Below are 26,271 nucleotides of genomic sequence, written 5' to 3'. Positions count from 1 at the left end.
GCATCGCAGGTTGAAGACCTCACACCACGAGCGTGGAAGGCTAAGTTTGCGGACAACCCGCTTACCTCAGATCTAATGCAGACTTATTAGAATCTGACAAGACCGTCCTATATTGATCGCTTACGGCATAGCCAACTTTTTAGATGATGACTCAGATGGCGATGGCTTGCCTGATAGGGTTGAATCCTTTCACGATGTTGATAACGATAGCCTAAGTAATTTTGTTGATATTGATAGTGATGGCAATAATATTTCTGATACGGTTGAGTCTGTCAGTATCAACACACCATTAGATACAGATGTTGATGGCACGCCAGATTATATTGATTTAGATGATGATGCTGATGATGTCTTTGATATCTACGATGGCTATCGCCTCATTGCTGTTAATACACCAAATTCTCATTCAAGCAATTTAAAAATATATGGCGTAAATACTATTTTAAGCGAGCAAACGCAGCTTTCACAGCAATCAATACAAGGCAAATCCATTTCAGTGTCTGGCACATTTGACGCCAATACTGAGTACACTCTTGTATTACGTATTGGTGATGAGCTATTTAATGCAAAAGCAATTAGCGATAGTCGCGGTAAACTACAACTAAAAATTCCGCAGCTAAGTAGCCCCCAAGTGGCAAAGCTAAGCAGTAGTGTTTTTGTCTATTCCTCGCTAGATACTCGCACAAATACAAGTACCTTTGAGTTGCTTAGTCCCCATGCACCTTTCATTACAGAGTTTGATAACCGCACTTACACAAAAGGCGAAATCATTACGGTAAAAGGCTGGAACTTTAATAACAACACCAGTGCTTGGTTTGGTGAGCAAAACGTTCCAGCAAGTCACTTTACAAGTAGCCGAAGAATCGAATTTAAAATACTAGAAGATGCAACACAGTTTTCAATTCAACTACAAAATGGTTGGGGAAAGGGCAACAGCCAACAACTGAAAATAAAGAATGAGTATTCAGTGCAACTGTCAGTACCAAGCGCCATCGCCAGTCAGTATCAACACTTGTATTACGATGATGCGAATAGCGATAAGCAGGTATTTAATACATCTGGTATTACCACCGTTGACCTACCAGCGCTAAACGATCCAATTTTGACTTTATATATAAAGAACAACAACGACTACATAAGGTTGTACGCTCTGCCTATTCAAGGTAAGGGAGTTCAAACTGTTTCTTTAGATTCAACTTTGTTTGCATGGCTAACATTTGGTTCGCCATAATTAACCATAGACTCAATGAAAGCTAACGCAAACTACTCTTTATTGTATGATTATATTCATAAAAAACTGGTAGACGACATTTACTTTTTCAGTTTTGAAGCTGAAAACTCGCAAAATGAATTTTTTGGGGAATTACGAAAGTTTACAAAAACGATATAGATGCTAAAGCCTGTAAGCGTCAACCTAAACGGATAGAGTAATCTGTTTTGGTTACAGCTTACAAATTGCAGCAGGTATATGCCAGCGTTATTAAATAGCCTATTAAATTGTATTCGCAGGCAATCAACTCAAGGAAAGAGAGAAATGAAATTTACCACTTTATTCATATTGTTAGGCATAGTTCCAACAACGGCTATGGCAAATTGCCAAATAGAATTTGAAGTACAAGAGCAGCTTTCGCCAAATACAGAGTATAAGCTTAACTACAGTTACAAAATGACGTTTGAAACCCACGATGTTGGCGCACTAACGCCTTTTCAATCCGTTAAGCTTAATGTTGCCCAATGCCCTGAAGATAGAAATGCCGACTTAAGTTTGCTCTATATGGACAATGGCACAGAGCAGCTAAGCTTTGAAACTCGATTATTCCCTAAACAATCTAAAGCGATATTTAGCCATAACCATACACTCGCCTATCGCTTTTGTGCCGGGTGTGATTTGACGCAATACAGCAATGTCGCAGCCAAGGTCAAAAACAAACAAATGGGTGAAGAGCTCGCCCTGCTTATCGAACAACAACCTAATTACCTAAGCTATAATCATTACGCAGCTCTGCGCACGGTGTTTGGCAATAAAGTACGCAACATCAGCATCGCAAATGCAGAAGCCGCTTACCTTACCCCGCCTATTATAGGCCAAGTACAAAGCAAGCCACCCGCGACCCGAGATATTAGCAAGCAGTGGTTAAATGTTTTAGTGCCAAATAAAGCCTTTATGCGTGCTTTAACAGACAATACAGCGCATTACAGTCAGCAACAGCGAACCACGCTACTATCCAAAGTTAACCGGATATCAAAGCACACTTTTTCTGAGCTAAATAAAACAGCCAAAGGCTTCCAAACGACTTACGAGCTAAACCAGCATATCAGTGCTTTAGTTAAGCCGTTAAAAGCCTCAACGGATCCAAGCATAATACAGTTTGTCACCGAGATAGAGTCGGCACACGAAACCACAAACCAACTGAGCCATAAGTTAGATAATATTAAGATATCAAAAGGCGCTCTCAACGACCCATCTCCAAAAAATATTGCCGCCCTTCCGGTCAATTGGTTTCGTTTACTACACACTATCCCAAGTGCTACCCCAGAGCAGTTAGCTATGTTTTCAGCAGGTTTTCGCGCTGATTTTACGCAAAAAATACAACAAAAAGACGATAGTTTAGCGTCATATATCGCCGCCTCAATTAAAAAATACAGTAAAGCTATGCGATATGTTTCGATGAATAGCAGCGATAAAGACAAGGCTGCTTACAATGCCCTGCTCGCGGAAGTGAGTGCTAATAACGTCAGTCTAACTGGCAAGCAATTAAGCTTAATTGCCCTAGACGAAAATCTAGAAATTCAGTGGCTTTTTGAGAATAACAGTTGGAAGCTCGACCGCTTTATCACCCGCTAAACAGCAATATATAACGCAATAACGACGGCTTTCAGCTTGATTAAAATAATACCTCAAGGTAAAGCGTAAATAATATAAGGATATGCAACAAAAATGGAGTTCAATAAAATGGAGCTTATTCCTAAATTAATCGCCGCCACTAGCATAATGCTAATCAGTCTTTCAGCTTCCGCCCTAGAGCGTTACGCTGGGCTTAATGACGGCTCTGATGAAAACCTAAAAGCTGTCTGCAAAGACTATATGGTCAATAGTTATCTGAAAAATGATCCTGAGTTATTTTTTCACTTATTGCCAAAATCAATGAAAAAAATGGAGTCAATGCTTGAACTAGATTGGACTGAGGGACATTTGAAACGCTTTGGGGCTGAGCCATTAACTGAGTATGATTTTTTCGAGATGAAAGATAATATTAAGCACTCAGAGTATAAAGGGCTTAAAACAAAAAGTATTGAAATCTGGTACCAAGCAGGTGTTATGTTACATAAAAGAGGGTCCTCCTGTTACTTCAAACGCCATGAGGATGGCCGTTGGTATTTTGGTAAAAAGCCTTAACTGATGTAATTAAAAGCCTTATTCATTATTAATAGGGCTTTATTGTTAAATGACAAAAAGAGCCTAAAGGGATGTAATGAGCTATAAAATTTTAAAGCAGAATGACAACCGTATTGTGCTACAAGATACTGGTGGCATCATCGATTTCATTTTTGGAATTGTATTAGTGGTGTTAGGGGCTGGGCTAACCTATTTTGCTTGGTTTGGCTATCAAGATACGGGTGAACTATTTCTGCCAGTTATTATTGCGCTAGTCGGCAGCTGCTTTTTCTTCCCCGCTTTTAAGTCTAATCGGCTGGTTATTGACGCAATAAATAAAGAGATCGTTAAATCTAAATCTTGGTTTGGGCTCACCACCAACAAAGAGGTCATCACAAATCATAATTTGTCTTTAGTTGAAATGACAGGCGATACAAGCAATGAGCTTGACGCATTTTTCGACCCTAAAGAGCCGGTGCGGCACCACTATAATCTTAAATTTTATAGCTATCCTGAATGGAATTTATCAATTAGTAACTTCTCAACCATGCTTAATATTGTACTGTTTATTGAGCAGCACTTTGATGCTGATATCGCATTATTGGTGCAACATAAAAGGCAAACGTTTAGCTCGCAGGGACTGCTCAACAACCACCAGAAAACACCATTGCCGAATGATAGTAAGGTGCGCGAAACAGCTTTTCAAACGCTAACCATTGGCGGCAGTCCGTTAGACATTGCCAAATATTGGATCATGTCACTTGGCTATATTGGCTGGTCTGTCGCCACTGTGACTTTTATCTTATTTTTTAGTGATGGCCTATTTACCCCATATATTCCAATGCCAGTGCAGTACGCGCTCTCTGCCTTACTCGTAGGTTTTACCCTCTGGCTGCCTACACATAATAAAAGTGCAACCCGGCTAATCATCAATAATGAGACTTTAACAGTAAAGCACCTCCCCTTTGGTGAAAAACGCTACCCGCTAGCTGATGTGATTGGCGTAGCCAATATTGCCAAAATGACCTTTATTATGACCAAGCAAGGCTCTGAAACCTTAGCCTGTAGAATCCCCACTAAATACAGTTATGCCATACACAGCTGGCTACTGCCATTTTTAAACAAATAATACTTAATACAGCCTTAAGGATAATACTCGATAGCTAAATGCTTAGGTAAAATTGATACACCAACACAACAACACAACACATTGATAAGAAAAAACGCCCAAATGTTGCTTATTTAAGGTGTTAATCTCCGACGATATTAATCTGCCTAAGCATATTAAATCATTGCCTAAAGTATCATTCAGATACGTTAAAATAAGGAATAACTACAATGGTAATGGAATTACTAACGCTCAAACCTAAACGAACTTGGGCTGCTTTACTGGTACTAAGTGTTATCAATACTGGTTGCAGCCCAGAGCAAAGCTCATCAGTGTCTAATTCTCCAATATCTAATCCTTCAGTACCCATTCCTTTAGTACCTAGTTCTTCAGGATCTAGTAGTCTGACAATGGCAAAGCCTGCTGCCTCTAAAGTCACTAACAATAATCAACCATTACACAATGAATTTGCCAATACCGAGCATTCTTCAACATCAAAGTCCGCAGCAAAAAGTAAAGCATTAGCGAATGGCAATTTACCCCTAGGGACTTGGGAAAATAAGGATGAAGATGACGATGGCATCCCTGATGAGCTGGATGACTACCCATTTGATGCCAACAGAAACAAATATAAAACATTTATAGAGGTTGAACCGAATGATAACCCTTCAATAGCAACTCCCATTACTGTAGATGTAGGCGTTAAAGTTCAGGGGGTCATTGATTCTGAATTTGATAAAGGGGATTTATTTAAATTTGTTGTCGATAAACGTCAATCCATGACTGCATATTTTAAATCCTCTTCACCACGTTTTCAGCCTCAGGTATATGTTTCAAACGAAGATGGTCTCGTAATTAATGCCATATTTTTATATAAATACAGCGAACCAAATGTTTATGTTGTCAATTTCCCTATTTATGATCCTGGCACTTATCAACTAAGTGTTATTGATGAAAACTTTGCTGGCGGCTCAGACCTTTCTTATGAAATGGTTTTTTTCTCTGATGAAGATGTAGATTCATTTGACGATATGCAAGAGCGAGCACTCGGATCTGATTTAATTGAAAATGATATGGATAATGATGACATTCTCGATGGTCTCGAGTATATCTTTGCTACTGAAAATGGCAGCATTGATTTAGATAATGATACGCTTCCGAATTGGTTGGATGAAGACTCTGATGGCGATAACTTTAGCGACAAATTAGAAGGTAGTAAGAACCTAGATAATGACTCCTTACTCAACTTTTTAGATCTCGATGCTGATGGCAACGGGATTAAAGATGATATAGAAAGCGGCTCACCTGCACAGCCAAATGACTTTGATAAGGACGGCATCATCGACCACCTTGATCTCGATGATGATAACGACAATATCTTCGATATCAATGATAAAGAACGATTGAAACCCGCCAATACCTTGTTTTCGTCACAACTCGGTGAGTTAAACATCAGCCAACTATCCACTGTATATGATGATAGTAAAATCCAATTCTTTTTACGGTCTGGAGACAGATTCGAATTAACCCTGGAAGGATTTCCCGCTCAAGCTGAAACCCCGTTATTAATTATAGCGCTACAAGGTAAAGTCTATAACGTCTTCCCTAAATCTACAGTTCGTGATGATGACAAATCCTATTTACAATTTGACATGCCAATAGTCACCGGTCAGGGCGAAGTCACCATGGTAATTGGTCACTCGAAGTCTGAACCTTATTTTATTGAAGTTGGCGCAGCCGGGTTACCTTTGCTCAAAAAATCAAACCCAAATGCTATGGCTGCAGGTGACGAGATTCGTTTACTTGGAGACAACTTTGATAAAAACACCGTGGTCTATATCAATAAGGAGCCCATTACAACGCAGTTGATCAATCCACAACAAGTGGCTATTACGGTTCCAGACAATACTAACAGTGGCAGTTACTCTGTCGGCAACACCTATGGTAGAAGTAATTATATTAACTTTGCTGTGCAGCAACGTCTTAAAATTGATGTTACCCAACTAAATCCATTATCCATTGACGCTATCGGCAGTGTTTACTACGCAAAAATGGCTAAACCTGTCTCTGGTGATACATTCCAAACCAACAAACTCGATGACAAGGCCGAACCCATTTTTACTTATACGCTTAACCAACAAGGCGAGCTGGTACCCTATTTTAGCGCAATCAGATATATCAATGACAAGGTTATTGAGTTTAACGATAACACCACCGCTCTAACAGGTTTGGTATTACATCTTGGTTGGCGCTATAGGCAAGATGGCTATGACACAGCTGGTATCGTTGAGTTAATCACCGCCACTGACGCTTACGAGCAATTTCTTCGTGAAGCGGAGCTGCTTGTGTCTGAAAATTTTGCTTTTTATGACTTCAGAAATAAGTCGCAAAATCGAGATCGATTATTTGATAAATATCAAACTCTCATTCATGACGAATTACTCAAAACAGAGAAGTTAACTCGTTAAGCTAAAAACGTCAGCCCTGTCTGCTTTACACTAAAAAGGAATTTAATCATGTCACGCAATATAAAATCACCATGGCAAACCAGCATATTGGTGCTGACAACATTATTGAGCACGAGCATTTATACAACTGAGAGCTACGCAGCCGAAACCAAGTTAAAGCCTTGGGATTTCGACAGCAATATTTATCGAGAACAATTGGAGTCCAATAGGGATAAATTGATTTACAACAAGAAAGTCCAGTGGGATGAATGCTCTAGAATGGCACCCGCTACCGATAGAGCGGCATTAGGCGTTCAACTCAACACTGCTGACTTTGCTCGTGAAATGATCCGTCATTTTCACCCGGTGGATTTCGGTGACTTTAGCGATGTGATTAACCAAAAAATCATGGACTTGGCCTTTGAGATGGCCGATATGGCGGATGGTAACAAAACCAGTGATGAGTCACCGGTGACGCAAGCCGCTTGGGACTGGTGCATTGCCCAAGACCCGGCACACTTTAGCGATTTTTAGTGCTCTCCAGCGAAAGATAAATATGTGATTATTACGCTGCTTTAGAGTAAGCAACCGCTTAATGCTCACATCACAAGGACGTAAATATGTATTACAAGATTTTAAAAGTCGTGGTGTTTTTTGCCGTATCGATTGCAGTGATTAACGGACAAGTGTCCTATGCGGCAACCGCTGCCGATCATCCCGCGGTTTCACGTTATCAAGGGGCAACTTTAAAAAATAGCGCTGTTATTCATTACCAAAAAGTTGCTGTGCCTATTAGTGTTGTCAAAAAAACAAAAGACACACAATTAATTGAAGTTATAGGCAAAGTAAGCACCTACGGGTATGAGATCGATAACAACCGCTCTACCCTTGAAGTTGGTCTTAACTATAAACAGGTTGCCAATAAACTAGGCGCAGAAGTGCTTATCGATTGCATTGACACCTTATGCGGATACGAACCCTTATCCTTCTACTGGCGTAGCTGGGCAAATATAAACAGTCTAGTCGCAGATGATAATGACGATGATACCCGCTTCTTAGTAGCCAAGCGTGTTACAGACAAAGGCGATGCTTATTATCAATGGATTATTACTAATGGCTGGGATGGTATTATTAACGTTGAACAAACCATTATTGAACCAGAGGCGTTACTTTTGGACCAAGTCTCGGTGAATATTAGCGCTCCCATTGGGCATATCCAAACAAGTCTCACCACGAGTCAAGATGATTTAGAAGGCAGTAAAGACCACCCCCTGCTTAGCCGCTATCAAGGGGCTTACATTACCAATTACCAACAACGAGAATTTGAAAAGGTCGTTATCGCGACTGGAATGGTTAATAACGATAATCAACCAACCATTGAGGTTGAAGGCAAAGGCACGACCATTGGCTATGAACTCACTAATTCGCAATCGACACTGCAGATCTACCAAAATTATTTAACGGCCTTAAAGGCTGCTAACTTTGAAGTGCTATTTAGCTGCAGCATGGCAGCTTGTGGTAGTCGTTTACTCGACAACCTATACGACTCCAAAGCCAATCAGTCTCGATTTAGGCCAATAAGAGCGGCAAATTACCCTGACTCAGACTTTAGGTTTATTAGTGCTAAACTCAGCCACTCAAATCAAGTTATCTATTTAATGGTAGTGATAGATGGTGCCAAATCGTCTAACGACAGCAACAAAATCGTTGTCGATATCGTTGAGAAAAGTGAAATAGATACGACAAAGGTGAGTATTGATCCTGAATACCTAAACAATGAAATCACTCAAAACGGTAAAGTGGTACTGCATGGTCTGAATTTCGCGTTTAATAAAGCGCAACTATTGCCCTCGTCGACAGCATCATTAACCGCGATTAAAACCTACTTAGCTTTGCACTCTAAACAAGATTTTTATGTTGTAGGCCATACTGATAGTGTGGGTAGCTATGAGGTTAACAGCCAATTATCTAAGGCTCGAGCGCAAAGTGTGATTGAAGAGTTAGTTGCTTTAAATGTAGATAAAAAGCGCCTAATTGCAGTAGGTATAGGCCCTGTTTCACCTCGTTCAGCTAATAGTAATGACGCAAATAAAGCTGAAAATAGACGGGTTGAACTTGTTTTGCGTTAATCACTTGTATTAGTCACCCATCACTCTGCTTGCTTTAAACTGATTGGTATAATAAGCCCGTTCACAATCAACGGGCTTATCTATTAGAGTTGAAACTTAATTATTCCTCAGGCTAAGCGACCTTAAATTGACGAATAATCTCTTGAAGATTGACAGCTAATTGACTTAGTTCCATGCAAGCTTGAGCAGTTTGATTCGAGCCCGCAGCAACCTCAATAGAAGATTGATGTATATTATCAACATTGCGCTGCAGCTCTTCAGTAACTGAACTTTGTTCACTACATGCACTGGCTATTTGAATATTCATATTGGCGATATTATCAATTGAAACACCAATTTCATCGATAGTTTGACCTGTTGAAGAGGCTTGTTCACTGCAAGTGGTTATCATCTCGCAGCTTTGATTTGTTGCCTCAACCGCTCTTTTTGCCCGTTCCTGCAGTTGCGCAATAATCGTTACAATTTCTTCGGTTGAGCTTTGTGTTCGTCCTGCAAGCGTTCTAACTTCGTCCGCAACTACCGCAAAGCCACGTCCCTGCTCGCCGGCTCTTGCCGCTTCAATTGCAGCATTTAACGCTAATAAATTAGTTTGCTCAGCAATGCTCTTAATCACATCAACGACCATACTAATATCACTCGTATCTTTTTCTAATTGCGCCACCATGCTTCCTGCATCTTCGATCACTGTTTGAGCGACTGAAATTTGGCTTGCGGCTTGAGTCACATTTGCAGTGCCTTGCCTAGCATTCGCACTAACGCTATTTGCTGCACATGACGCATCTTCGGTATTGCACGCCACCTCGTTAACCGTTGCCTGTAGCTGACTCATGGCTGTAGCGACCATAGTCAATTGGCTTTCTTGATCTTGCATGCCTCTGGAGGTTTGCTCTGAGACGGTACTGACTTCTTCTATTGAAGCGGCTAACTGAGTTGCAGCACTCGCAATTTGCTCCACCATCAATTGCAACCTCTGTTGCATTCTCTGGCATGTATCGGCAAGTTGACCGAATTCATCATTACCCATTTTACTGCGATCCAGTTGCTGTATTAGATCGCCATCGGCAATATGTTCGGCAAGCGCCATAACACGACGGAGAGGGTCACATAACTGCTTACTTAAGATAAACCACACGAAGATCATAAACCCGATAACGCCAGCCAAACCCGCAAAGCTAACAAACATTGCAAAGCTTACTCGTTCATGAGCAAATTGCTTATCCTCATTAATGTAGGTTTGGTTTAACGTTGCAAGTGCCGACATCGCTTTAAAGGTATTTTGGTAATCTGCGTAGCCCTCAACAACAATATGATTGGCATCAGATACTCGCCCCTCATTCATCGCTTGGCGAAAAAGCTGCACCTGCTGACGGTAAGCAGTCCACTGCTTTTCAAGCTCAGCGAATGCAATGCGATCTCTATCATCCCAAAGCCCTTGTCGATACTCGCCTAAGTAAGTATTAATCTCTTTTTCAAAGCTGGCGATATTCTGATGCCAAATAGGTACAAGCTCATGGGTTGAATTCGCTGCAAGCGCATACTGATCGCGACGGATCTCTTCTATATTTATTTGCATCTCTTTTACCAATAACACACTCGGTACTGTCGTATCAGTAAAAGTAAACAGCGCTGTTTTAACGTGATCGGTTTGCTTTATCATGAAAGCAATTTGTAAGGAAACGGCTAGTGCAATAGCGATAAAAACAATCGCTATTTTTTTACGAATCGAAAAATCTTTAAAGTTCACTTTAATAACCTTTTATGACATAAAAATACTTATGCGCAGCTGAACTAACTAGCTAATTGCGATTAAGTGGTGTTATATATCATGAAGTGAAAGGTACTGCATGAAGTTATACTAAATAATAGTCACGCTTCACATTTTGCAAATAAACAACAAGTACTCATGGTCATTAATAAAGCTCACAAATTAGCTTGCTATTAATTAGTATTAACAGTTACTAAGAGGCAAGACTAAAAAACAGTCAACCCATTGATAATTGCTTATAATTTTAAAATGACATTTATTAAATAAAGCTATTTATTGCAAAGAATAACTGCTTTTTAAAATATTAAATGTTCATTCTTATTATTCTTACAATAAAAATAAATGAGCGTGTAAATATCATATTGAAAGGAATGTCTTCTCTAAAAGCCATTTATTTACAAAGTAAAATAAATATTGGAATAGAATAAGCATTAACAATCAGAAGATTAACTTTCAGTAAATGGATTCTAGTTAATTAAAGCAAACTTTCGCGGGGACCATTAAACAAAGCAAAGTAGGGGCGTCTTAATTAGCATTCCACCCTCTAAAGAACCCCACCCTAAAGGGTGCATCCAAGTTAAAAAACACATCCCTAAAGATAATACCCTCAAACTCAAGATTACGTTAAAGTTTCGCTCTAAATCTACAACCCTTTCACATCAGGAAGATTGAATTTTACTTAATGGAGTATATCAATGAAACTTAACACTCTTTTAGCACTGACACTTGTGGCTGTCGTTGCTGGCTGTGCAGCTAAACCACCACGCGTCGCGCAAGAAAAAGTTGTCGACGTTGACGGTGTAACGCTGAAATTTAATGGCAGTTTTGACGATGAGAAAAACATCTTAATTCTGAGTGTTAATAACGACCCTATTATGCAAGGCAAGTTTCCGCCGTATACACCAACACAAAACCTGAAAGCAAAATATAAAGAGATTGACGTAAGAAGTCATTGCTATTTTGGTTCGGTTTTAGGCAATCAAGGTGGTGCATTTGGTGCGATAGCGGGCTTAGTACAATCATCTACTAGTTCGACTGCAGACAAGTGCGAACTTTATGTAAATAATGAACTTGTGGAACACCTTTACTTCTAGATTTCTAGTGTTCTATGACAAAACAGAGGTATTACAGTACCTCTGTTTTGCCAACTTGATACTCTAGCGTCTTCAACAAGTACTTAGCTTTAGCACAGGCTTAGCAAAGCCTATATTTAAAAACAGCATAAATAGTACCGCCAACCTCTGCTGGAAACATGGCGTGAATGAGAAAGGACCCTCTCCTTGAATAAGCAATCGATAAGTCCCTTTAAAATATTATTTATATTGCTGTGGATACCTTTCGTAAGCACCGTCATTACATCAAAAGCCAATGCGAGTGATAAAGTCATTTCGGCAGACTTACAAGATACGCAAAACGCGATTAGTACCTTTCAAAAAAATACCAAGCCGATACTCAATGAATCTCATAAATTAAATCAGCAACATATAGAACAAATTCAAGAGCTAGGTGACAAATTAGAGCAAACAGAAAGCGCTCTATCTGCCATAAAAAGTACTAACATCGCTGATTTAGAAGAAAATGCGTCGCGAATGCTAGTTTTAGCCTCGCGATATCTTAGTTACTACAAAAGCTTTATCAACTCTATTAGTCATCAATCAAGCTGTTATCAGCCTCAACAAATTCAGCAATTTCAACGCACTATTGACGAACTGAAAGAGTACGTTGATAGCATTTCAACGCTCACATCCACTCAAAGTGAAGCTGAGGCATTTGAAGCGCTGATGAACATTGTGATCAATCAGGCTCGCGTCTCAATGGTCGTCAATCAGTTTGAGTTATTCCAGCTTTGTTTTATCAATGATGCAATAGGCCCGCTTGCTCAAGACCTGCAACGGCTTCATGATTTACTGGGACAACATGCCCTGGTGGGCAAAGGTGATGTTCTCGAGCCGAATATGACTCAGAAAAGTATAGAAAGTAGCGAGAATTCACCTGAAAAATATCGGGATAATATTGTAAAAACAGTTGAGTTAAAAGCCGATCTAACAACAAGCATCAACGATCTTACTTACCTGTACCTTGATAATATTGCACAACTTAATGATCTAAGCTTATCTAATGGATTATCAATAAACCAAGACTTAACACTGCGCTTACCAGCCTTTGCTTTAATAGACCAAAGCCTGCCCTATGAAGCAAATATAAAAGGCAGGATTGAAACTGATACAGATATCGTCGATATAGATATCACAGTGACTCGCCTAGGAACTCAATCAATTCACAACATTGTTTTTAGAGATGAAACCCTAGCTAAATGTGTCAAAGACATGGCAGCTATGTTCCAGATAAACTATAGCAATCAACTCTCACAGCTCAATTGTACTTTTAGTACTAGAGACATGATTAAACTTGATGATTTAGCGCCTTTCAATAACCTTGAACTATTAAGCTTTAAAGGCGGCACAATATCCACGCTAGCCCCTTTAGCCAGTTTATCTTCCTTAAACATGTTGGTTTTAGATACTGTCAATGTGAAGTCTCTTAATGGCTTAAACCAATATACCGGTTCGCTCACCACCAGCAAGGTCATTAGTGATGACTGGCTAGCACTCGCTAACACACGCTCTAGTGCAATTAGTATAAATGACTTAGCTGAATGTAGCAGACTCGCCAAATTAACTGAGCATAATAATGTTGCCGTTATATACAAGGGTCAAGAGCCGAGTGAACTCGTAAAAACGATGGCACAAGTTGATAGTGGCGCTAAGTCAGTCATGGTTATGACTGACTGCACAAGTGAACAGGTTGGCGTTAACTAAAGATTTCAACACTCTTAGTCATTTTATTAAGCTCAACCATCCTTTAGGATAATTGTATAAAAATACTCAATTTGGATAATTAATAACTCAACACTACAGAGCTTTCTATTTGTAAGGAAACAAATATGTTTGTCAAAAAATTAGGACTCGTTTTACTTTCTTCCAGTTTATTAATCGCTTGTGGCGGTTCAGACTCAGAAGACGTTACACCTCCAGTTGAACCTCAACCTGAAGTCACACCGCCAGTAACAGGTACACCTGATCCAACTGAATATAACCATCAAGTACAAGGTGTTCTTGCTTTTGAGGGCGCAATTGCTGGCGCAGATATTTGTGTCGACCTCAATACAAATACCCTTTGCGATACAGATGAACCCACCTCAACAACCGATAATGATGGCCGCTACCAAATTGACTGGAACAGCGAAGTAGAGACACCTAATTACTACCTTGTTGCAAACTGGATTGATACCACACGTAGCAATGTCTCGCAGCCAAAGATGCTATCTCGTTCATTTAAAACAAATAAACTAAACCTAGCCAAGGTTGATGGCAAACATTCAAATCGTACTGACATTTTTAATGATGGCAATGCCAAACTCGTTGCATTAAGCGACCACCAGGGTGCAATTAACGCATTAACTCATATCGATTTTAAGCGATATGAACAAATGCTCGCGCAAGACTTAAGCGAAATTGAAATAGCAGATTTGCGCTTGCAACTCAGCTGGTTAATTGATGGGTTATACGCTCCAGATTCAAACATTGCATACCAAGTGACGCCAACTCTATCTAGCTCTGAACAGTTTAACACTACCTATCAGACACATATGCACGTTGCAGCGCTGATAGGCGACCAACTCAATGCCACTTTAGCGATTGAAAAAGTACTGACTTTCAGCGGACCTACCATCACAGCACTGGCTGATGAAAACCAAGTTTCTATGAGTGAGTTCTTAGCAGATGACCCAATTGAAGTGAGGTATATAGTTAGCGATAGTCTTATTGCACAGGGGTATATTGAAACGCCTTTCGATGAGAAAATCATGAATGACAACGACTGGCAAGTTCTCCGTGACAACCTATTTAATGATGGAGTAAACCACGACTTCAGTTTAAATCCACCGAGTAGTTTAAGTACATTTACACTCGAATATGGCGAGGCAACAAAATTCATCGTCGGCTATGTGCATGAAGGTGGCTTAATCGGCAAAGAACATGAACTCACAATGAGTTCACGTGAGGAGCTATGCTGGGATAATCAATCTAACTCTTGGAAAGATTCAGATACTAGTTACCCTAGCAATGGGGAAACGACCAACAACACTATCAGCTTCTCCACTTCTGGTACCAGTGTTCAAACCAAATTAAAGTTTGAAAAATATAATACAAACAGCGATACCTGGCTTTCCATTATTAACGCTCAGCCCGCTGCATTTAAATTCAATCAAGTGGATTGGCCAGAATATGTTTATCGCTACTATATAAAACAAGATGACGATGTAATGTGCAAAGCTGCAAATGCATCAATCTTTGTCATGCCTGCTGCATCTGTAGATGCATTAACCTCTGATGATATCGCGAGAACCGTCTGGAGTGTGTTTTATCCTCATAACGTGATTACCGATGAAGATAAACGGGAAATCAAAGTGAGTTACACCGCTGGTGAATATAGCACTTTCATTTGGGAACACGATACCAGCCCTAATGGCTCGCCATTAATCCGCATTTCCGAACTCATAGACCCAACCAATGGTCAATCCCTGTCCACTTTTCAGGAATATATAGTCCAAGATGGATTTTTAATTGAGGTAGATGTTAATAAGTCATCTAGTTTTGACGACTTTAGCGACCACTTGCTAATCAGTTACGACGGTGAAACTAATGGTTTTAGTCAGCACTTTTTAGCACACATAAAAGCGCTGCTTTCACCAACACAACCTTAACGCCTAGAGAGTTTAATTTTAGGGGAGCAATGCTCCCCTTCTTCATGGAGAGAAACAATGGCTATTGCCAAACCGATGACAATCTTTATTGCCACAATGCTTATGCTGACTAACCAAGCAATTGCAGAGCAATCGTTATTTAATCCGATTAACGAAGCAAAAATTAATAAACAATCCAAGCGTCATTTCACCGAGTATGGACTTGTTTCAAGCATAAAAAAGTCAAAAACCAGTACGCTTAATGTCAAAGGAAAGTTAAGCCGCATTAGCTATAGAATCCCTATCAGTTATGAACCAAGCCATATTATTAATAGCTATAAACAACAATTTCACGATATTGGCGGCGAGTTAATATTTGAGTGCCTTCATGCTAGCTGTGGTAATGTAAAAACGCTTTATCGGACTCTAAAGCCACTAAACACGATACCGAGTCAAGCAGCAGCAATGTTTACCGGAAAAGTGCAACTAGATAAAAAACTGGTTTATGTCTCTGCTTTTTCAGCAAACTGGCATAAAGAAGCGGCATTACAACTAGATATCATCGAAGTGATTCCTGAACCGCTCGATTTAGTCAGTGTCAATCCAAACTATTTAAGTAGCGAAGTTAAACAGAAAGACTTTAAAGATCTGCAGCATAAAGATTTTCAAAACGCTAGCGACCACCCTATGCTGGCTCGTTTACCCGGCGCTTATATTCATGATTATGAGCAATATAACTTTGGTCAAACAACAGTGTTTACTGCGGTAAATAAGGGGCAGCACATCATAAAGCAACTAGAAGGTAAAATTACCGATATTAATTACAGATTGCCACGTGTTTACTCTGAGTATGAAGTTAATGCTAATTATCATTCGGCGTTAATAAAGCTTGGCTTTACGCAAACGTTTTCCTGTAAAGGTAATGCTTGTGGTAAATCACGCCACATTCATAATCGCATAAAATCTTTAGCTCATAATGGCTTTGATGAAAATCAATTCTACGGTCTTTATCAGTTAACCCGCCCTGAGGGTAATGTTTACGCAATGACTTACATCATAGGTTTCCCAGGCGCACTGTGGGGTGAAATTAAAATCGTCGAAGAAACCCAACTGATTAATGACAGAGTCAGTATCGATCTTGAGGGACTTACCGATAAAATCGCCCAAACAGGTCATGTCGCGTTAGATGGACTGCTATTTAAGTTTGATAGCGATGAAATGCTTGCTGAGGCGAACAGCGTTATTGACGTTGTTGCAACCTACTTAAAAGCGCAGCCTAAACAGCGCTTTTATGTCATTGGGCATACAGATGATCAAGGCAAGCAAAGCTATAACCAAGGCTTATCAGACAGACGAGCAAAGGCTGTAGTTAAGAAGCTGACCACTGTGCACAACATCCCTAAGAGTCAATTAATGGCTAAGGGCGTTGGTGAGTATGCTCCTGTTGCAAACAATAATAATGAAGCAGGTCAAAAGCTTAATCGTAGAGTTGAGCTAGTGCTACGCTCAGACAGTAAATAAATTAACAGTAAAGAAACTGGAAAAAGCTCAAGTTAATGACCTGAGCTTTTGTTACTGCCTCTCTCACGAGGCAGAATTAATCATTTAAGATACATAGCAGTCAGCTTAATGAATCCCAATATAGAACGCATCTCGATTACTTAAGCTCTATCGCTTTTATATTAAAGGCAATAGCTGAAGACTCACCTTGAGCAGTAGCGTGCATACCGGGGCTAATGACCTTCCAATAAGCTCTATCTTCAAGGCAAATTGCGCCAGAAAAATGCGCTATATTAACGCCGCCCTTGCAATTCTTGCCCCAATAATCTCGTCGTTTATCAGTAAAAGTAATATCCATATTCAGTGGCTTTGCGGTGATCTCATGCAGTAAGTGACAACCGCCTAAAATGATCGCGCAACTCAAAATAACATTACCGACTAATATCGCTAGGACTTGTCGACTAATGCTTTGCCCCACCATTGCAGCCTGCTCTCTTCCTTCTTGAGACAAAGCCTTAAATAACAATATCGGTAAAGTCATGGCGTAAGTCATGCCGGCAGCGATAAATGCGCTTTGAAAAAAATCATCTCGCCAAATCAAATCAGCAAAAAAGACTAATGACACAAGACCCAAACAAGCCCCGCAAATATAAGCAATGCCAGCATATTTAATCGCTTGGTTAACTTTAGTTTGTTTAGGGAAATAATATTCAACAAAATTAATCTCACTCTCGCTCAAGAGTCTCTGCAAATGTTGTTCTAGCTCGGCAAAACTCACAAAGCCAAATTCCTTTTGCCGCTGTTTACCTTTTTTAGCATTGCTGTAATACAACGCCAATAAACCTTCCTCTTTACTGAGCAAGTCGTAAGTAAAAGTTATTTCAACCTGTTTAATCTTTGCCTGCACAATCAGCATAGGCATCGTAAGTGCATCACCACTGGCATCAACTGCAAGCTCTTCAAAGACAACACTATCAAAGATCTCATTAAGTCGTTGCTTCAATCCCGTCTTATTGCTAACCCCACCAAACTGTTGAGTTTGACCAGACGCTAACTCTAATGACAGTAAGCTTATCTTCATGATTAAAATACCTGTTCTAACAGTTCGCTGATTTGCTCATCGTCCCAGCGATGCTTATCTTTAGTGTTTCTGTAAGTTTGGTCAGCATTGGCTTTTTCAGCTAACGGTAAGTGTTCGCCAGCTTGTTTAACAAGACTTCTTGACTGCGAAAAGTCATTCCCTCTCGCATACATTGCCCAAAGGTAGGACTCTCGATAATCGCCTAGATTAAAATAGTAAACAGCCAAATTATGTTGAGCGGCAGGGAAAGACTGGGCTGCTGATTTTTCAAGCCAAAAGAGCGACTTTAATGGGCTTTGTGGGACGTAATGACCAAAGTGGTATAACAGACTTAAATAATATTGCGCAAAAGCATTATCACTGTTTTGGCTAAACCAGCGATACGCTTGCTGATAATTGTCTTGAGTCGTCAGATCGTAGAAATACAGTGTTGCCAGCGCTAGTTGACTACCAATATCGCCTTGCTTTGCTGAAGGTTCGAAAAATACTCGCGCTTGGGGATACTGTTTATTGTTAAAGAGAATAAAACCTAACTCTCGAGCTTCTTCAATCGATACTTTATCACTGTATTTTTCAATGCCACTCAGTGCGATAGGCGGGGTACCAAACAGAGAGTCAAAAAGAACAATGCCGATGAATATAGCGATGGATAATCCTAACCCTTTAAGCTTTTGCTTCACACTTTCAATCCATTTAGGTTAATACTGATTAAGGTCAACTAAAACTACACAGCCAAGTAGGCGTAGCAAAGGTGAGTCATAAAACGGCTGCAGTCTGACACAAGGTCATTAAGCTCGCAAGGCATTGAATGTAATCATGTAAGAGCTTGAGATTTATATTTGTAGCGCTTTTACCAAAATGAATAGAAATCAGAAACAGAAAAGCCCAAGATAAACTTGGGCTTTATTATTTACCGCCAGCTATATCAGCCAACTAGGACTGAAGTAAACCGTTGGGAAATCAGTTAGAACGGCATCTTCATGCCTGGTGGTAGTTGCATACCGCCAGTCACTTCAGCCATTTTCTCTTTTTGGTTCTCTTCAACGCGACGTGCAGCATCATTGCAAGCAGCAGCGATAAGATCTTCTAGCATCTCTTTATCGTCTTCAAGAAGGCTTGAGTCGATATCAACTTTACGTACACTGTGAGAACCAGTCATGGTCACTTTTACTAGGCCTGCACCGGCTTCACCAGTGACTTCCATACGTGCGATTTCTTCTTGCACTTTAGCCATTTTGTCTTGCATCATCTGGGCTTGCTTCATCAAGTTGCCCATACCGCCTTTTCCAAACATACTCTAATTCTCTTCTATTATTTATCACATCAAATAAACTGAGCTAATCTTACTAAAAACACCGTGATTAGCAATGAAAGCTGAAATTCAATTGTAAAATTATGACTCAGTTAACCGCTTAAAGTTCGCAATATCGATTAACTCAATCAATTTTCCTTTCTGTACGAGTAACTCTGGCGTATAGGTTAATGAGTCAGGCGTCATTTGAGCGCCCATATTCTGCGTTAACCAACGTACATTATGATCTGTCATTAAGTCATGATGCGCCTGAGTTAAAATTTCTTTATGAAAACGGCGTCTTACCTCTAATGGCGTTTCTCGCTGCGCATCAACACCAACGGTGACACTTACACTACAAGCTTCGCCCAATGTTTCAGTCATCGCCTCTTCTAACTGCTTAATCGCAATATCAGCTGCTAAATGCTTTTGATCTGGCTTTAATAGCAATGACAATGGCTGTTCAAATTGATGGCAAACTGAGTTAACTGCAAGCTGCCTCACACGGCCGCCAACCTCTAGCTCTGACATAAACCGGTACCACTTTAAATCCACGTCGTTACCGGTTAACTCACCGCTTGGTAATGCAGGTAAGTTTAGCTCAATATCCTGAACAGGAGATGAACCGCTAACGCTTTGTGGCTGTTCGCTATCGATATCAGCTTGCTCGGCGGATACATTAGCAGTCGCTTTGCTGTCAACTAATGTTTCACTATCTGATTCACTATCTGATTCACTATCAAAGCGTGCACAGGGATCTTGTTCATGAGGCTCTTCCCATGGCGGTCTATCAATGATCTCTTGCTCTGTCTCAGCATTATCAATCTGTTTAGGAGCTGTAGCTGACGCCTCTGACTTATTCGAAAGCGGTTCACTGCTTTCAATATCATCACTGGTATTAACAGGCTCTTTTCTCACCGGTGGCGTAAAAGGCTTACGAACCTCTAATGACTTTTTTGATGCCCCTTCCTTAGGCTCATCCTCTCCTAGCCCTTCAAGTAAAGTCGCTCTCGCAGCTAAAACTGCGTCGAGAAGATCATCTCCCGCATCGATAGTTGAACTTTGTGAAGTATTGCTTAGCGCTTCAGCTTGCTCTGGTGCACTTACCTGCTGATGAGCTGGAGTTTGATTGGGCTGATAGCTTGTCTCTTGACCAAAGCCATAATCATCTTGATCGGTAGCTGCGAAAGCATCGCCATAAGCACCAGCATAATCGGCATAAGAAGCCAGCTCATTATCGGCATCATTAGCATACGAATGTTGCTGGTAATCGCCGCTATTGCTCGAGTCATCGCTAATCGTGCCGCTATGACTGCCACTGTGGTCATTAAAGTTATCGTCACTATAATTGGAGGCAACAGGCTGCTGTTTAATGCTGGCTTCAATCGCTGGGCTAGATTCAGCCTCTGTGCCCTCGACTGTATTAGCTTCTAACGCTAATTTGTCGCTTGCGACGCCAACTTGGTTCGATGCTGACGCCACCGAGTCTGTATGACTAATATCCAACTCAGGGCTGGAGCTCTCACTAGATTCTTGCTCTTGCTGCTGATTTAGCGCTGTATGTGCTTCTGAACTTAATTCACTGATGAGTTCTGGCAGGGCTTGCTCAAAGCCTTGGCTCTCAGCTTGACTCATTATCACAGCCATTTCGCTATTTAAGCTATCTAATGGCTCATCAACAGCTTGTTCTTTCTCATCCTGTAACGCTTCAGCTTGTTGCTGATTTGCCTCTGCCTCGTTAGCTTGAGAACTTAACCCCGTTAAGGCAGGTTTCGAGCGAGGTGTTACAGATTCAACTGTTTTTTTTTCAGCCGGTGCAGCTGCGTTGGGCACACTATTGGCTTCGGGATTGACTTCGGGATTCACATCGGGGATCTGAATCGTTGCTTGGCTATCAACAGCCCAACGAGTCACAGGCTTTTCTGGAACAAAAGTCACCGCTCTTAGCAGTGCCATTTCAAGACCCGATTTAGGATCCGGTGCATGGGGCAAGTCTTTACGACCCGTTAATAATAACTGGTAATAAAGTTGAACTTGTTCTGCTGATAGTTGTTGGGCAAAAGCACTTATTTGCTCACTATAAAGTGACATCTGAGCGGCAGCGGGTGCAAATTGCGTTAAGGTAATTTGATGCAACAGTTCAAGTAAGCTACGCAGTACTTCTTCTGGCTCCGCGCCAAATGATAGCACTTTAGCAGACACTTGCATCAGGTTCATAATATCAGCTTTGGTTAACGCCTCGAGTAACGCAATAACATGCTTTTCATCAATGCTACCCAGCATCGTTTGCACAAGCTCTAGCTTGACTTGGCCAGCACCAAAAGCAATTGCTTGATCGGTTAAGCTCAATGCATCACGCATACTGCCGTTAGCCGCTTTCGCTAGCAGTGACAACGCCGTGTTTTCATAGCTCAACTGCTCTTGCGTTAAGATATGCTCAAGCTGAGTGGTGATCTCCTCTTGAGTTAAGCTTTTTAAGTTAAACTGCAGACAACGAGATAACACAGTAACCGGTAAGCGCTGTGGATCAGTCGTTGCCAATAGAAACTTCACATGCTCTGGCGGCTCTTCAAGCGTTTTAAGTAAAGCATTAAAACTGCTACGCGATAACATGTGGACTTCATCGATAAGATACACCTTGTATCGACCACGACTCGGACGATACTGCACATTGTCGAGTAGCTCACGGGTATCATCAACTTTGGTTCTTGAGGCGGCGTCGACTTCAATAAGATCGACAAAACGGCCTTCTGCAATTTCAACACAGGCAGAACATTGCCCACATGGCGTTGCAGTGACACCTTGTTCGCAATTTAAGCCCTTAGCAAAAAGACGGGCAAGACTGGTCTTACCGACACCTCGAGTACCGGAAAACAAATAAGCATGATGTAATCTTTGCTGAGTGAGCGCATTGGTTAAGGCATGTAAAACATGCGACTGGCCAACCATTTGCTCAAATGTGGCAGGGCGCCATTTTCTGGCCAACACCTGATATGACATGGAACTCCCCAACGTGTCATTAATACGGTTTCGGGAGCACGCTCCTCGACATCTTTGAACAATAGCATGCAACGCTTTTACATGCTATCTCAAGCGCCTGAGGAGCGATTTGACGGTGATAAATTCACCTTTAAAGATTAAAGAGTAAACAAAATCGCTTATTCTTTAATAAAGGGATTTTACTACACCGCTGAAAGGCTTATTCGCCTTCGAACTCACAAAGGCTTAATAGATTCAAATCCATTGCCTTTAGACGTTCTTCACCACCTAAGTCTGGCAATGAAATAACAAATGCTGCATCGTTAACAGTGCCACCAAGCTTACGGATAAGCTTAACAGTTGCTTCGATAGTGCCGCCCGTTGCCAGCAAATCATCGATAACCAGTACTTTATCATCAGTCGTGATTGCATCAACATGGATCTCTAACACGTCATGGCCGTATTCAAGCTCATAACTTTCAGAGATCGTTTCTCTTGGTAACTTACCTGGCTTGCGCACTGGTACAAAACCAATACCTAATTCAAGTGCAAGTGGCGCACCGAATAAAAAGCCGCGAGCTTCAGTACCGACAACTTTGGTAAAACCTTGGTCTTTATATTGCTCAGCTAAAAGGCCAATGGTGAGTTTATAGGCTTGTGGATCTTCTAATAAACTAGTCACATCTCTAAACAAAATCCCCTCTTTAGGGTAGTTAGGGATGGTTTTAATGCTGTTCTTTATTAGTGCCAAGCTGTCAGTATTCATTACCATAATTCTTTACTTAATCTTATTTAATTTGCTGACCCAAACTCAATGGCTGAGCTTGTGATTGTCATCGAAGTGTAAAAATCGGCATAAAGCTTAAGCCGCTTTATTGTGAGTTGCAACTAAGTAACTGCAGAAGTGTAGGCTCTGTCTCTGCGATTTTTTCATTTTATTGTTCGCTATCGCAAAGTCTGTCTATAAACTGGCTAAATAGTGTCTTGTTTTCAACATTATGACCGATTACAGCAAATCATTAATCTTCCAGTTCAGGAATGCTTTTAAGGTAAAAAAATAATCCTGTGCATATGCAAGCTAACAAGATTTTTACCCATATTAATGGCACAACAACAATACTAACCAAAAAACTAAGCCCACTTACGATATAAGCCTTTTTCTTTAAACTCTTGCGAATAGCCCCTTTTGCTTGCCAATCTCGAAGTGAATCAGCAAACCAAGGATGACTCATTAACCATTGATAAAGTCTGTCGCTAGACCGAGCAAAACAATAGGCCGCAAGTAAAATAAACGGCACTGTAGGCAAGATTGGCAACACAATCCCTAAAAGCCCAAGTCCAAGACTACAAAGGCCGATAACTAGAAAAAAGCCACGTTTTAATGCCATTAACTTACCCTAAAAACAAAAAAGCCACTCATTAAGAGCGGCTAGTATACATAAGCTAGACTTAAAGGCGGATTAAATTAACCCCATCACCTTTAACCAAGACAAACTAGCAGGTAGTGTCGGGATCAGCATAACTAGAATATAACCAATAAAATAAACAATGTTGAATGGGTCTTTAAACGGCTGACTCATAGTATCCTCTAATTATTATTGTTAACTGCATTTATTGATCTAGATCAACTTTTGAAGTCATTATAGAGATACGACACAGCAATAGAAAGACTATTTATCAATAAATTGTCTAATAATCCCTCTATCACTTAAGTCAATAAGCAACTGCAAACATCCCTGCTCGAGTATTGGTGCTTCAATATGGCTATACGTCTGTATTAACCAATCGAGGAGTTCAGGAAACACGATATATTCATACTGTGTGATATAAGCTAATACCTGAGCTGTTAGCGGATTTAAGTGTAAAAAGCTGACTTCTTCATCAAGATCGCGATAAATACAAAAAAATTGCGGTGTCTCCCCTGGGACTTTTGGCACATATTCCGTACTAATATTCTGCACATCATAAGCATATTGGGCTATTTGAGAGGCGGCTGACACACACAGTTTTATTGACTGTAAGTCTACTTGTTCAATATCAATTAAATGTTGCTGACCATCGTCACGAGCCACAGCGACTACCAACTCTAACCATTCATAATGAGCAAGTTCGAGCATAAAATCAGGATCTTTTACGCTGCTTTGGTATTCAGTTTGTAGAAACAGTAAAAACTCCTGCGCGATCTCTATAAAGATAGGCGTATGGCAATTGTGAGTGACAAAAAATGTTTGTACCAATTGCTGCCAGTCTTGGGGGGTATAAAGACTTTTTAAAACAGGAAAGGCGTTTGAGACAAAACCATCGATATTATTGAAAAACAATTCTCGATAGACATTCATCCGTCGAGCTTCAATCCCCTCTGGTAGCGGCAAAGAGGGATCTTTAATGTAATCCATAAAGTTTTGCTGGACTTCAACAAAGCTCATTAAGCGCTCCTTTTTAAACTAGCGATGTGACGATTCTGATAATCATGAACCTTGTTGATCTCAAGTAGCAATTCACTGGTTTGTGGAATATTAAAGTCACGCTCTAATAACGTTGGGAATACACCATGAAACTGATGACAAGCATCGAGTAACTTCCATACTGGCTCAACGATATCTGCGCCATGGGTGTCAACGATTAAATCTGCCGCTTCTTCATAATGTCCTGCAATATGCAAATACGCGATTCGCTCAGAAGGCATCGCTTTTAAAAAATCAACTGCATCGTATTTATGGTTAATCGAATTAACATAGATGTTATTAACGTCTAGCAACATCTTACAATCTGCTTCTTGCATCACTGCTGTTACAAATTCTGCTTCCGACATTTCTGCGCCCGGCGCGGCATAAAAAGAAACATTCTCTAGTATTAACGGCCTTTCGATAATGTCTTCGACTTGCTTCACCCTTTTTGCAACGTGCATAACGGCTTCAGAGGTAAATGGGATCGGCATTAAGTCATACATATGACCGCTGCCGGAGCAATAACTGAGATGCTCCGAATAAGTACCAATTTGATGGACATCTAAAAAATCTTTGATGTTTTTTACAAACTGTAAGTCTAAAGGTGCAGGACTGCCGATAGAGAGTGACAAACCGTGACAATAAAACTCATGCTTCTCTGTGAGTTCTCTAAACTGGCGACCAAACTTGCCTCCTAAAGTCATCCAGTTTTCTGGTGCCACTTCAAAAAAGTCGATATCACTAGGCACAGTTTGGCAAAACTCATCGAGCATCTCCCGCCTCAGCCCAAGACCAACTTGCCCATGATTCACCTTGTTATTTGTCATACTACATACCCACTAAATTAGGGATTTATAAACAAATAGGGCCAGCATTTTGCTGACCCCGTTTTAGTGCAGGGAAAGCTTACTTAGCACCACCGCATTTACCTTCACCACACTTACCTTCTTTCTTAGCTTTGTCGCCACCACATTTACCTTCGCCGCACTTGCCTTCTTTGGCTTTAGCTTTGTCGCCGCCACATTTACCTTCACCACACTTACCTTCTTTTGCTTTAGCTTTGTCGCCGCCACATTTACCTTCACCGCACTTACCTTCTTTAGCTTTGGCTTTATCGCCGCCACATTTGCCTTCACCGCACTTACCTTCTTTAGCATCTTTCTTCTCGCCACCGCACTTACCTTCGCCACATTTTCCTTCGCCTACGAATAATTGGTAACCGGCTGACATTTCACTATAACCAAATGGACTTGCTTGCACACTAGCAGTCATTGCACTACCGATAACAACAGCACCAACAGCGACAGTCATTGCAGTTTTATTTACTAATTTCATAATATCTTCCTTTTCTTTAATCAACTTTAATATCGGTTACCAACAGCACATTTTGTTGGCTTGCTTAAC

At 40.6% G+C, this 26,271-nt stretch carries 22 protein-coding genes; 11 read left to right on the top strand and 11 right to left on the bottom strand.

Annotated features, from left to right (window positions below; genetic code table 11):
- Positions 1 to 112: 112 nt before the first annotated feature.
- The 4 genes from L2748_RS11820 to L2748_RS11805 all read left to right on the top strand — a co-directional run bounded on the left by L2748_RS11820 (position 113) and on the right by L2748_RS11805 (position 4,505).
- Positions 113 to 1,231 carry an IPT/TIG domain-containing protein gene (locus L2748_RS11820; RefSeq protein ID WP_220783148.1) on the top strand — a complete coding sequence of 373 codons (1,119 nt, stop codon included), beginning with the start codon at positions 113 to 115 and terminating at the stop codon, positions 1,229 to 1,231.
- A 303-nt stretch (positions 1,232 to 1,534) separates the two neighbouring features.
- Complete coding sequence (locus tag L2748_RS11815; RefSeq protein ID WP_220783147.1) at positions 1,535 to 2,845, top strand: hypothetical protein; 1,311 nt, start codon at positions 1,535 to 1,537, stop codon at positions 2,843 to 2,845.
- A gap of 93 nt (positions 2,846 to 2,938) precedes the next feature.
- Complete coding sequence (locus L2748_RS11810) at positions 2,939 to 3,397, top strand: hypothetical protein (RefSeq protein WP_220783146.1); 459 nt, start codon at positions 2,939 to 2,941, stop codon at positions 3,395 to 3,397.
- Between the two features lie 76 nt (positions 3,398 to 3,473).
- Positions 3,474 to 4,505, top strand: a complete 1,032-nt coding sequence (locus L2748_RS11805; RefSeq protein WP_220783145.1) for a hypothetical protein — start codon at positions 3,474 to 3,476, stop codon at positions 4,503 to 4,505.
- Between the two features lie 175 nt (positions 4,506 to 4,680).
- On the opposite strand, the gene L2748_RS11800 is transcribed toward L2748_RS11805, so the two are convergent.
- Complete coding sequence (locus L2748_RS11800; protein WP_220783144.1) at positions 4,681 to 4,923, bottom strand: hypothetical protein; 243 nt, start codon at positions 4,921 to 4,923, stop codon at positions 4,681 to 4,683.
- Between L2748_RS11800 and L2748_RS11795 the strand changes: the two genes are divergently transcribed.
- From L2748_RS11795 to L2748_RS11785, 3 genes are all read left to right on the top strand, one after another.
- Positions 4,895 to 6,952: an IPT/TIG domain-containing protein gene (locus tag L2748_RS11795; RefSeq protein WP_220783143.1), complete on the top strand. Its 2,058-nt coding sequence runs from the start codon at positions 4,895 to 4,897 to the stop codon at positions 6,950 to 6,952. The two genes, L2748_RS11800 and L2748_RS11795, sit on opposite strands and share 29 nt — an antisense overlap.
- Before the next feature lie 48 nt (positions 6,953 to 7,000).
- Entirely contained in the window at positions 7,001 to 7,465 is a 465-nt protein-coding gene (locus L2748_RS11790) for a hypothetical protein (protein ID WP_220783142.1), read from the top strand.
- An 86-nt stretch (positions 7,466 to 7,551) separates the two neighbouring features.
- Positions 7,552 to 9,060 (top strand): OmpA family protein, encoded by a 1,509-nt coding sequence (locus L2748_RS11785; protein ID WP_220783141.1) that lies wholly within the window; start codon positions 7,552 to 7,554, stop codon positions 9,058 to 9,060.
- Between the two features lie 112 nt (positions 9,061 to 9,172).
- Here L2748_RS11785 and L2748_RS24550 read toward each other — a convergent pair whose 3' ends face one another.
- Positions 9,173 to 10,804 (bottom strand): methyl-accepting chemotaxis protein, encoded by a 1,632-nt coding sequence (locus tag L2748_RS24550; RefSeq protein ID WP_220783140.1) that lies wholly within the window; start codon positions 10,802 to 10,804, stop codon positions 9,173 to 9,175.
- A gap of 716 nt (positions 10,805 to 11,520) precedes the next feature.
- On the opposite strand from L2748_RS24550, the gene L2748_RS11775 reads away from it, so the two are divergent.
- The 4 genes from L2748_RS11775 to L2748_RS11760 all read left to right on the top strand — a co-directional run bounded on the left by L2748_RS11775 (position 11,521) and on the right by L2748_RS11760 (position 17,090).
- The gene (locus L2748_RS11775) at positions 11,521 to 11,919 is read left to right on the top strand and encodes a hypothetical protein (RefSeq protein ID WP_220782729.1); all 399 of its coding nucleotides are present in this window, start codon (positions 11,521 to 11,523) and stop codon (positions 11,917 to 11,919) included.
- 186 nt (positions 11,920 to 12,105) lie between these two features.
- A complete protein-coding gene (locus L2748_RS11770; protein ID WP_220782728.1) occupies positions 12,106 to 13,644 on the top strand; it encodes a hypothetical protein in 1,539 nt (512 codons plus the stop codon).
- Positions 13,645 to 13,769: 125 nt separating this feature from the next.
- Entirely contained in the window at positions 13,770 to 15,590 is a 1,821-nt protein-coding gene (locus tag L2748_RS11765) for a hypothetical protein (RefSeq protein WP_220782727.1), read from the top strand.
- Between the two features lie 57 nt (positions 15,591 to 15,647).
- Complete coding sequence (locus tag L2748_RS11760; RefSeq protein WP_220782726.1) at positions 15,648 to 17,090, top strand: OmpA family protein; 1,443 nt, start codon at positions 15,648 to 15,650, stop codon at positions 17,088 to 17,090.
- A 136-nt stretch (positions 17,091 to 17,226) separates the two neighbouring features.
- On the opposite strand, the gene L2748_RS11755 is transcribed toward L2748_RS11760, so the two are convergent.
- The 9 genes from L2748_RS11755 to L2748_RS11715 all read right to left on the bottom strand — a co-directional run bounded on the left by L2748_RS11755 (position 17,227) and on the right by L2748_RS11715 (position 26,202).
- Positions 17,227 to 18,150, bottom strand: a complete 924-nt coding sequence (locus L2748_RS11755; RefSeq protein ID WP_220782725.1) for a hypothetical protein — start codon at positions 18,148 to 18,150, stop codon at positions 17,227 to 17,229.
- 2 nt (positions 18,151 to 18,152) lie between these two features.
- Positions 18,153 to 18,830: a tetratricopeptide repeat protein gene (locus L2748_RS24545; protein ID WP_220782724.1), complete on the bottom strand. Its 678-nt coding sequence runs from the start codon at positions 18,828 to 18,830 to the stop codon at positions 18,153 to 18,155.
- 284 nt (positions 18,831 to 19,114) lie between these two features.
- Positions 19,115 to 19,444 (bottom strand): YbaB/EbfC family nucleoid-associated protein, encoded by a 330-nt coding sequence (locus L2748_RS11745; RefSeq protein ID WP_202719971.1) that lies wholly within the window; start codon positions 19,442 to 19,444, stop codon positions 19,115 to 19,117.
- Positions 19,445 to 19,543: 99 nt separating this feature from the next.
- Positions 19,544 to 22,441, bottom strand: coding sequence for a DNA polymerase III subunit gamma/tau (gene dnaX / locus L2748_RS11740; RefSeq protein WP_220782723.1), 2,898 nt, complete (start codon positions 22,439 to 22,441; stop codon positions 19,544 to 19,546).
- Positions 22,442 to 22,640: 199 nt separating this feature from the next.
- The gene (gene apt / locus L2748_RS11735) at positions 22,641 to 23,192 is read right to left on the bottom strand and encodes an adenine phosphoribosyltransferase (RefSeq protein ID WP_220782722.1); all 552 of its coding nucleotides are present in this window, start codon (positions 23,190 to 23,192) and stop codon (positions 22,641 to 22,643) included.
- 247 nt (positions 23,193 to 23,439) lie between these two features.
- Entirely contained in the window at positions 23,440 to 23,808 is a 369-nt protein-coding gene (locus L2748_RS11730; protein ID WP_220782721.1) for a YbaN family protein, read from the bottom strand.
- Between the two features lie 282 nt (positions 23,809 to 24,090).
- Positions 24,091 to 24,846, bottom strand: coding sequence for an HvfC family RiPP maturation protein (locus tag L2748_RS11725; protein ID WP_220782720.1), 756 nt, complete (start codon positions 24,844 to 24,846; stop codon positions 24,091 to 24,093).
- Positions 24,846 to 25,694: an HvfB family MNIO-type RiPP peptide maturase gene (locus L2748_RS11720; protein ID WP_220782719.1), complete on the bottom strand. Its 849-nt coding sequence runs from the start codon at positions 25,692 to 25,694 to the stop codon at positions 24,846 to 24,848. Before L2748_RS11720 ends, L2748_RS11725 begins: the two co-directional genes overlap by 1 nt.
- A 79-nt stretch (positions 25,695 to 25,773) precedes the next feature.
- Positions 25,774 to 26,202: an HvfA family oxazolone/thioamide-modified RiPP metallophore gene (locus tag L2748_RS11715; protein WP_220782718.1), complete on the bottom strand. Its 429-nt coding sequence runs from the start codon at positions 26,200 to 26,202 to the stop codon at positions 25,774 to 25,776.
- Between the last annotated feature and the right edge of the window lie 69 nt (positions 26,203 to 26,271).

Source organism: Shewanella sairae (genome assembly GCF_023283535.1).
Lineage (GTDB): Bacteria > Pseudomonadota > Gammaproteobacteria > Enterobacterales > Shewanellaceae > Shewanella > Shewanella sairae.
This window is presented reverse-complemented; position numbering and strand designations above follow the sequence as displayed.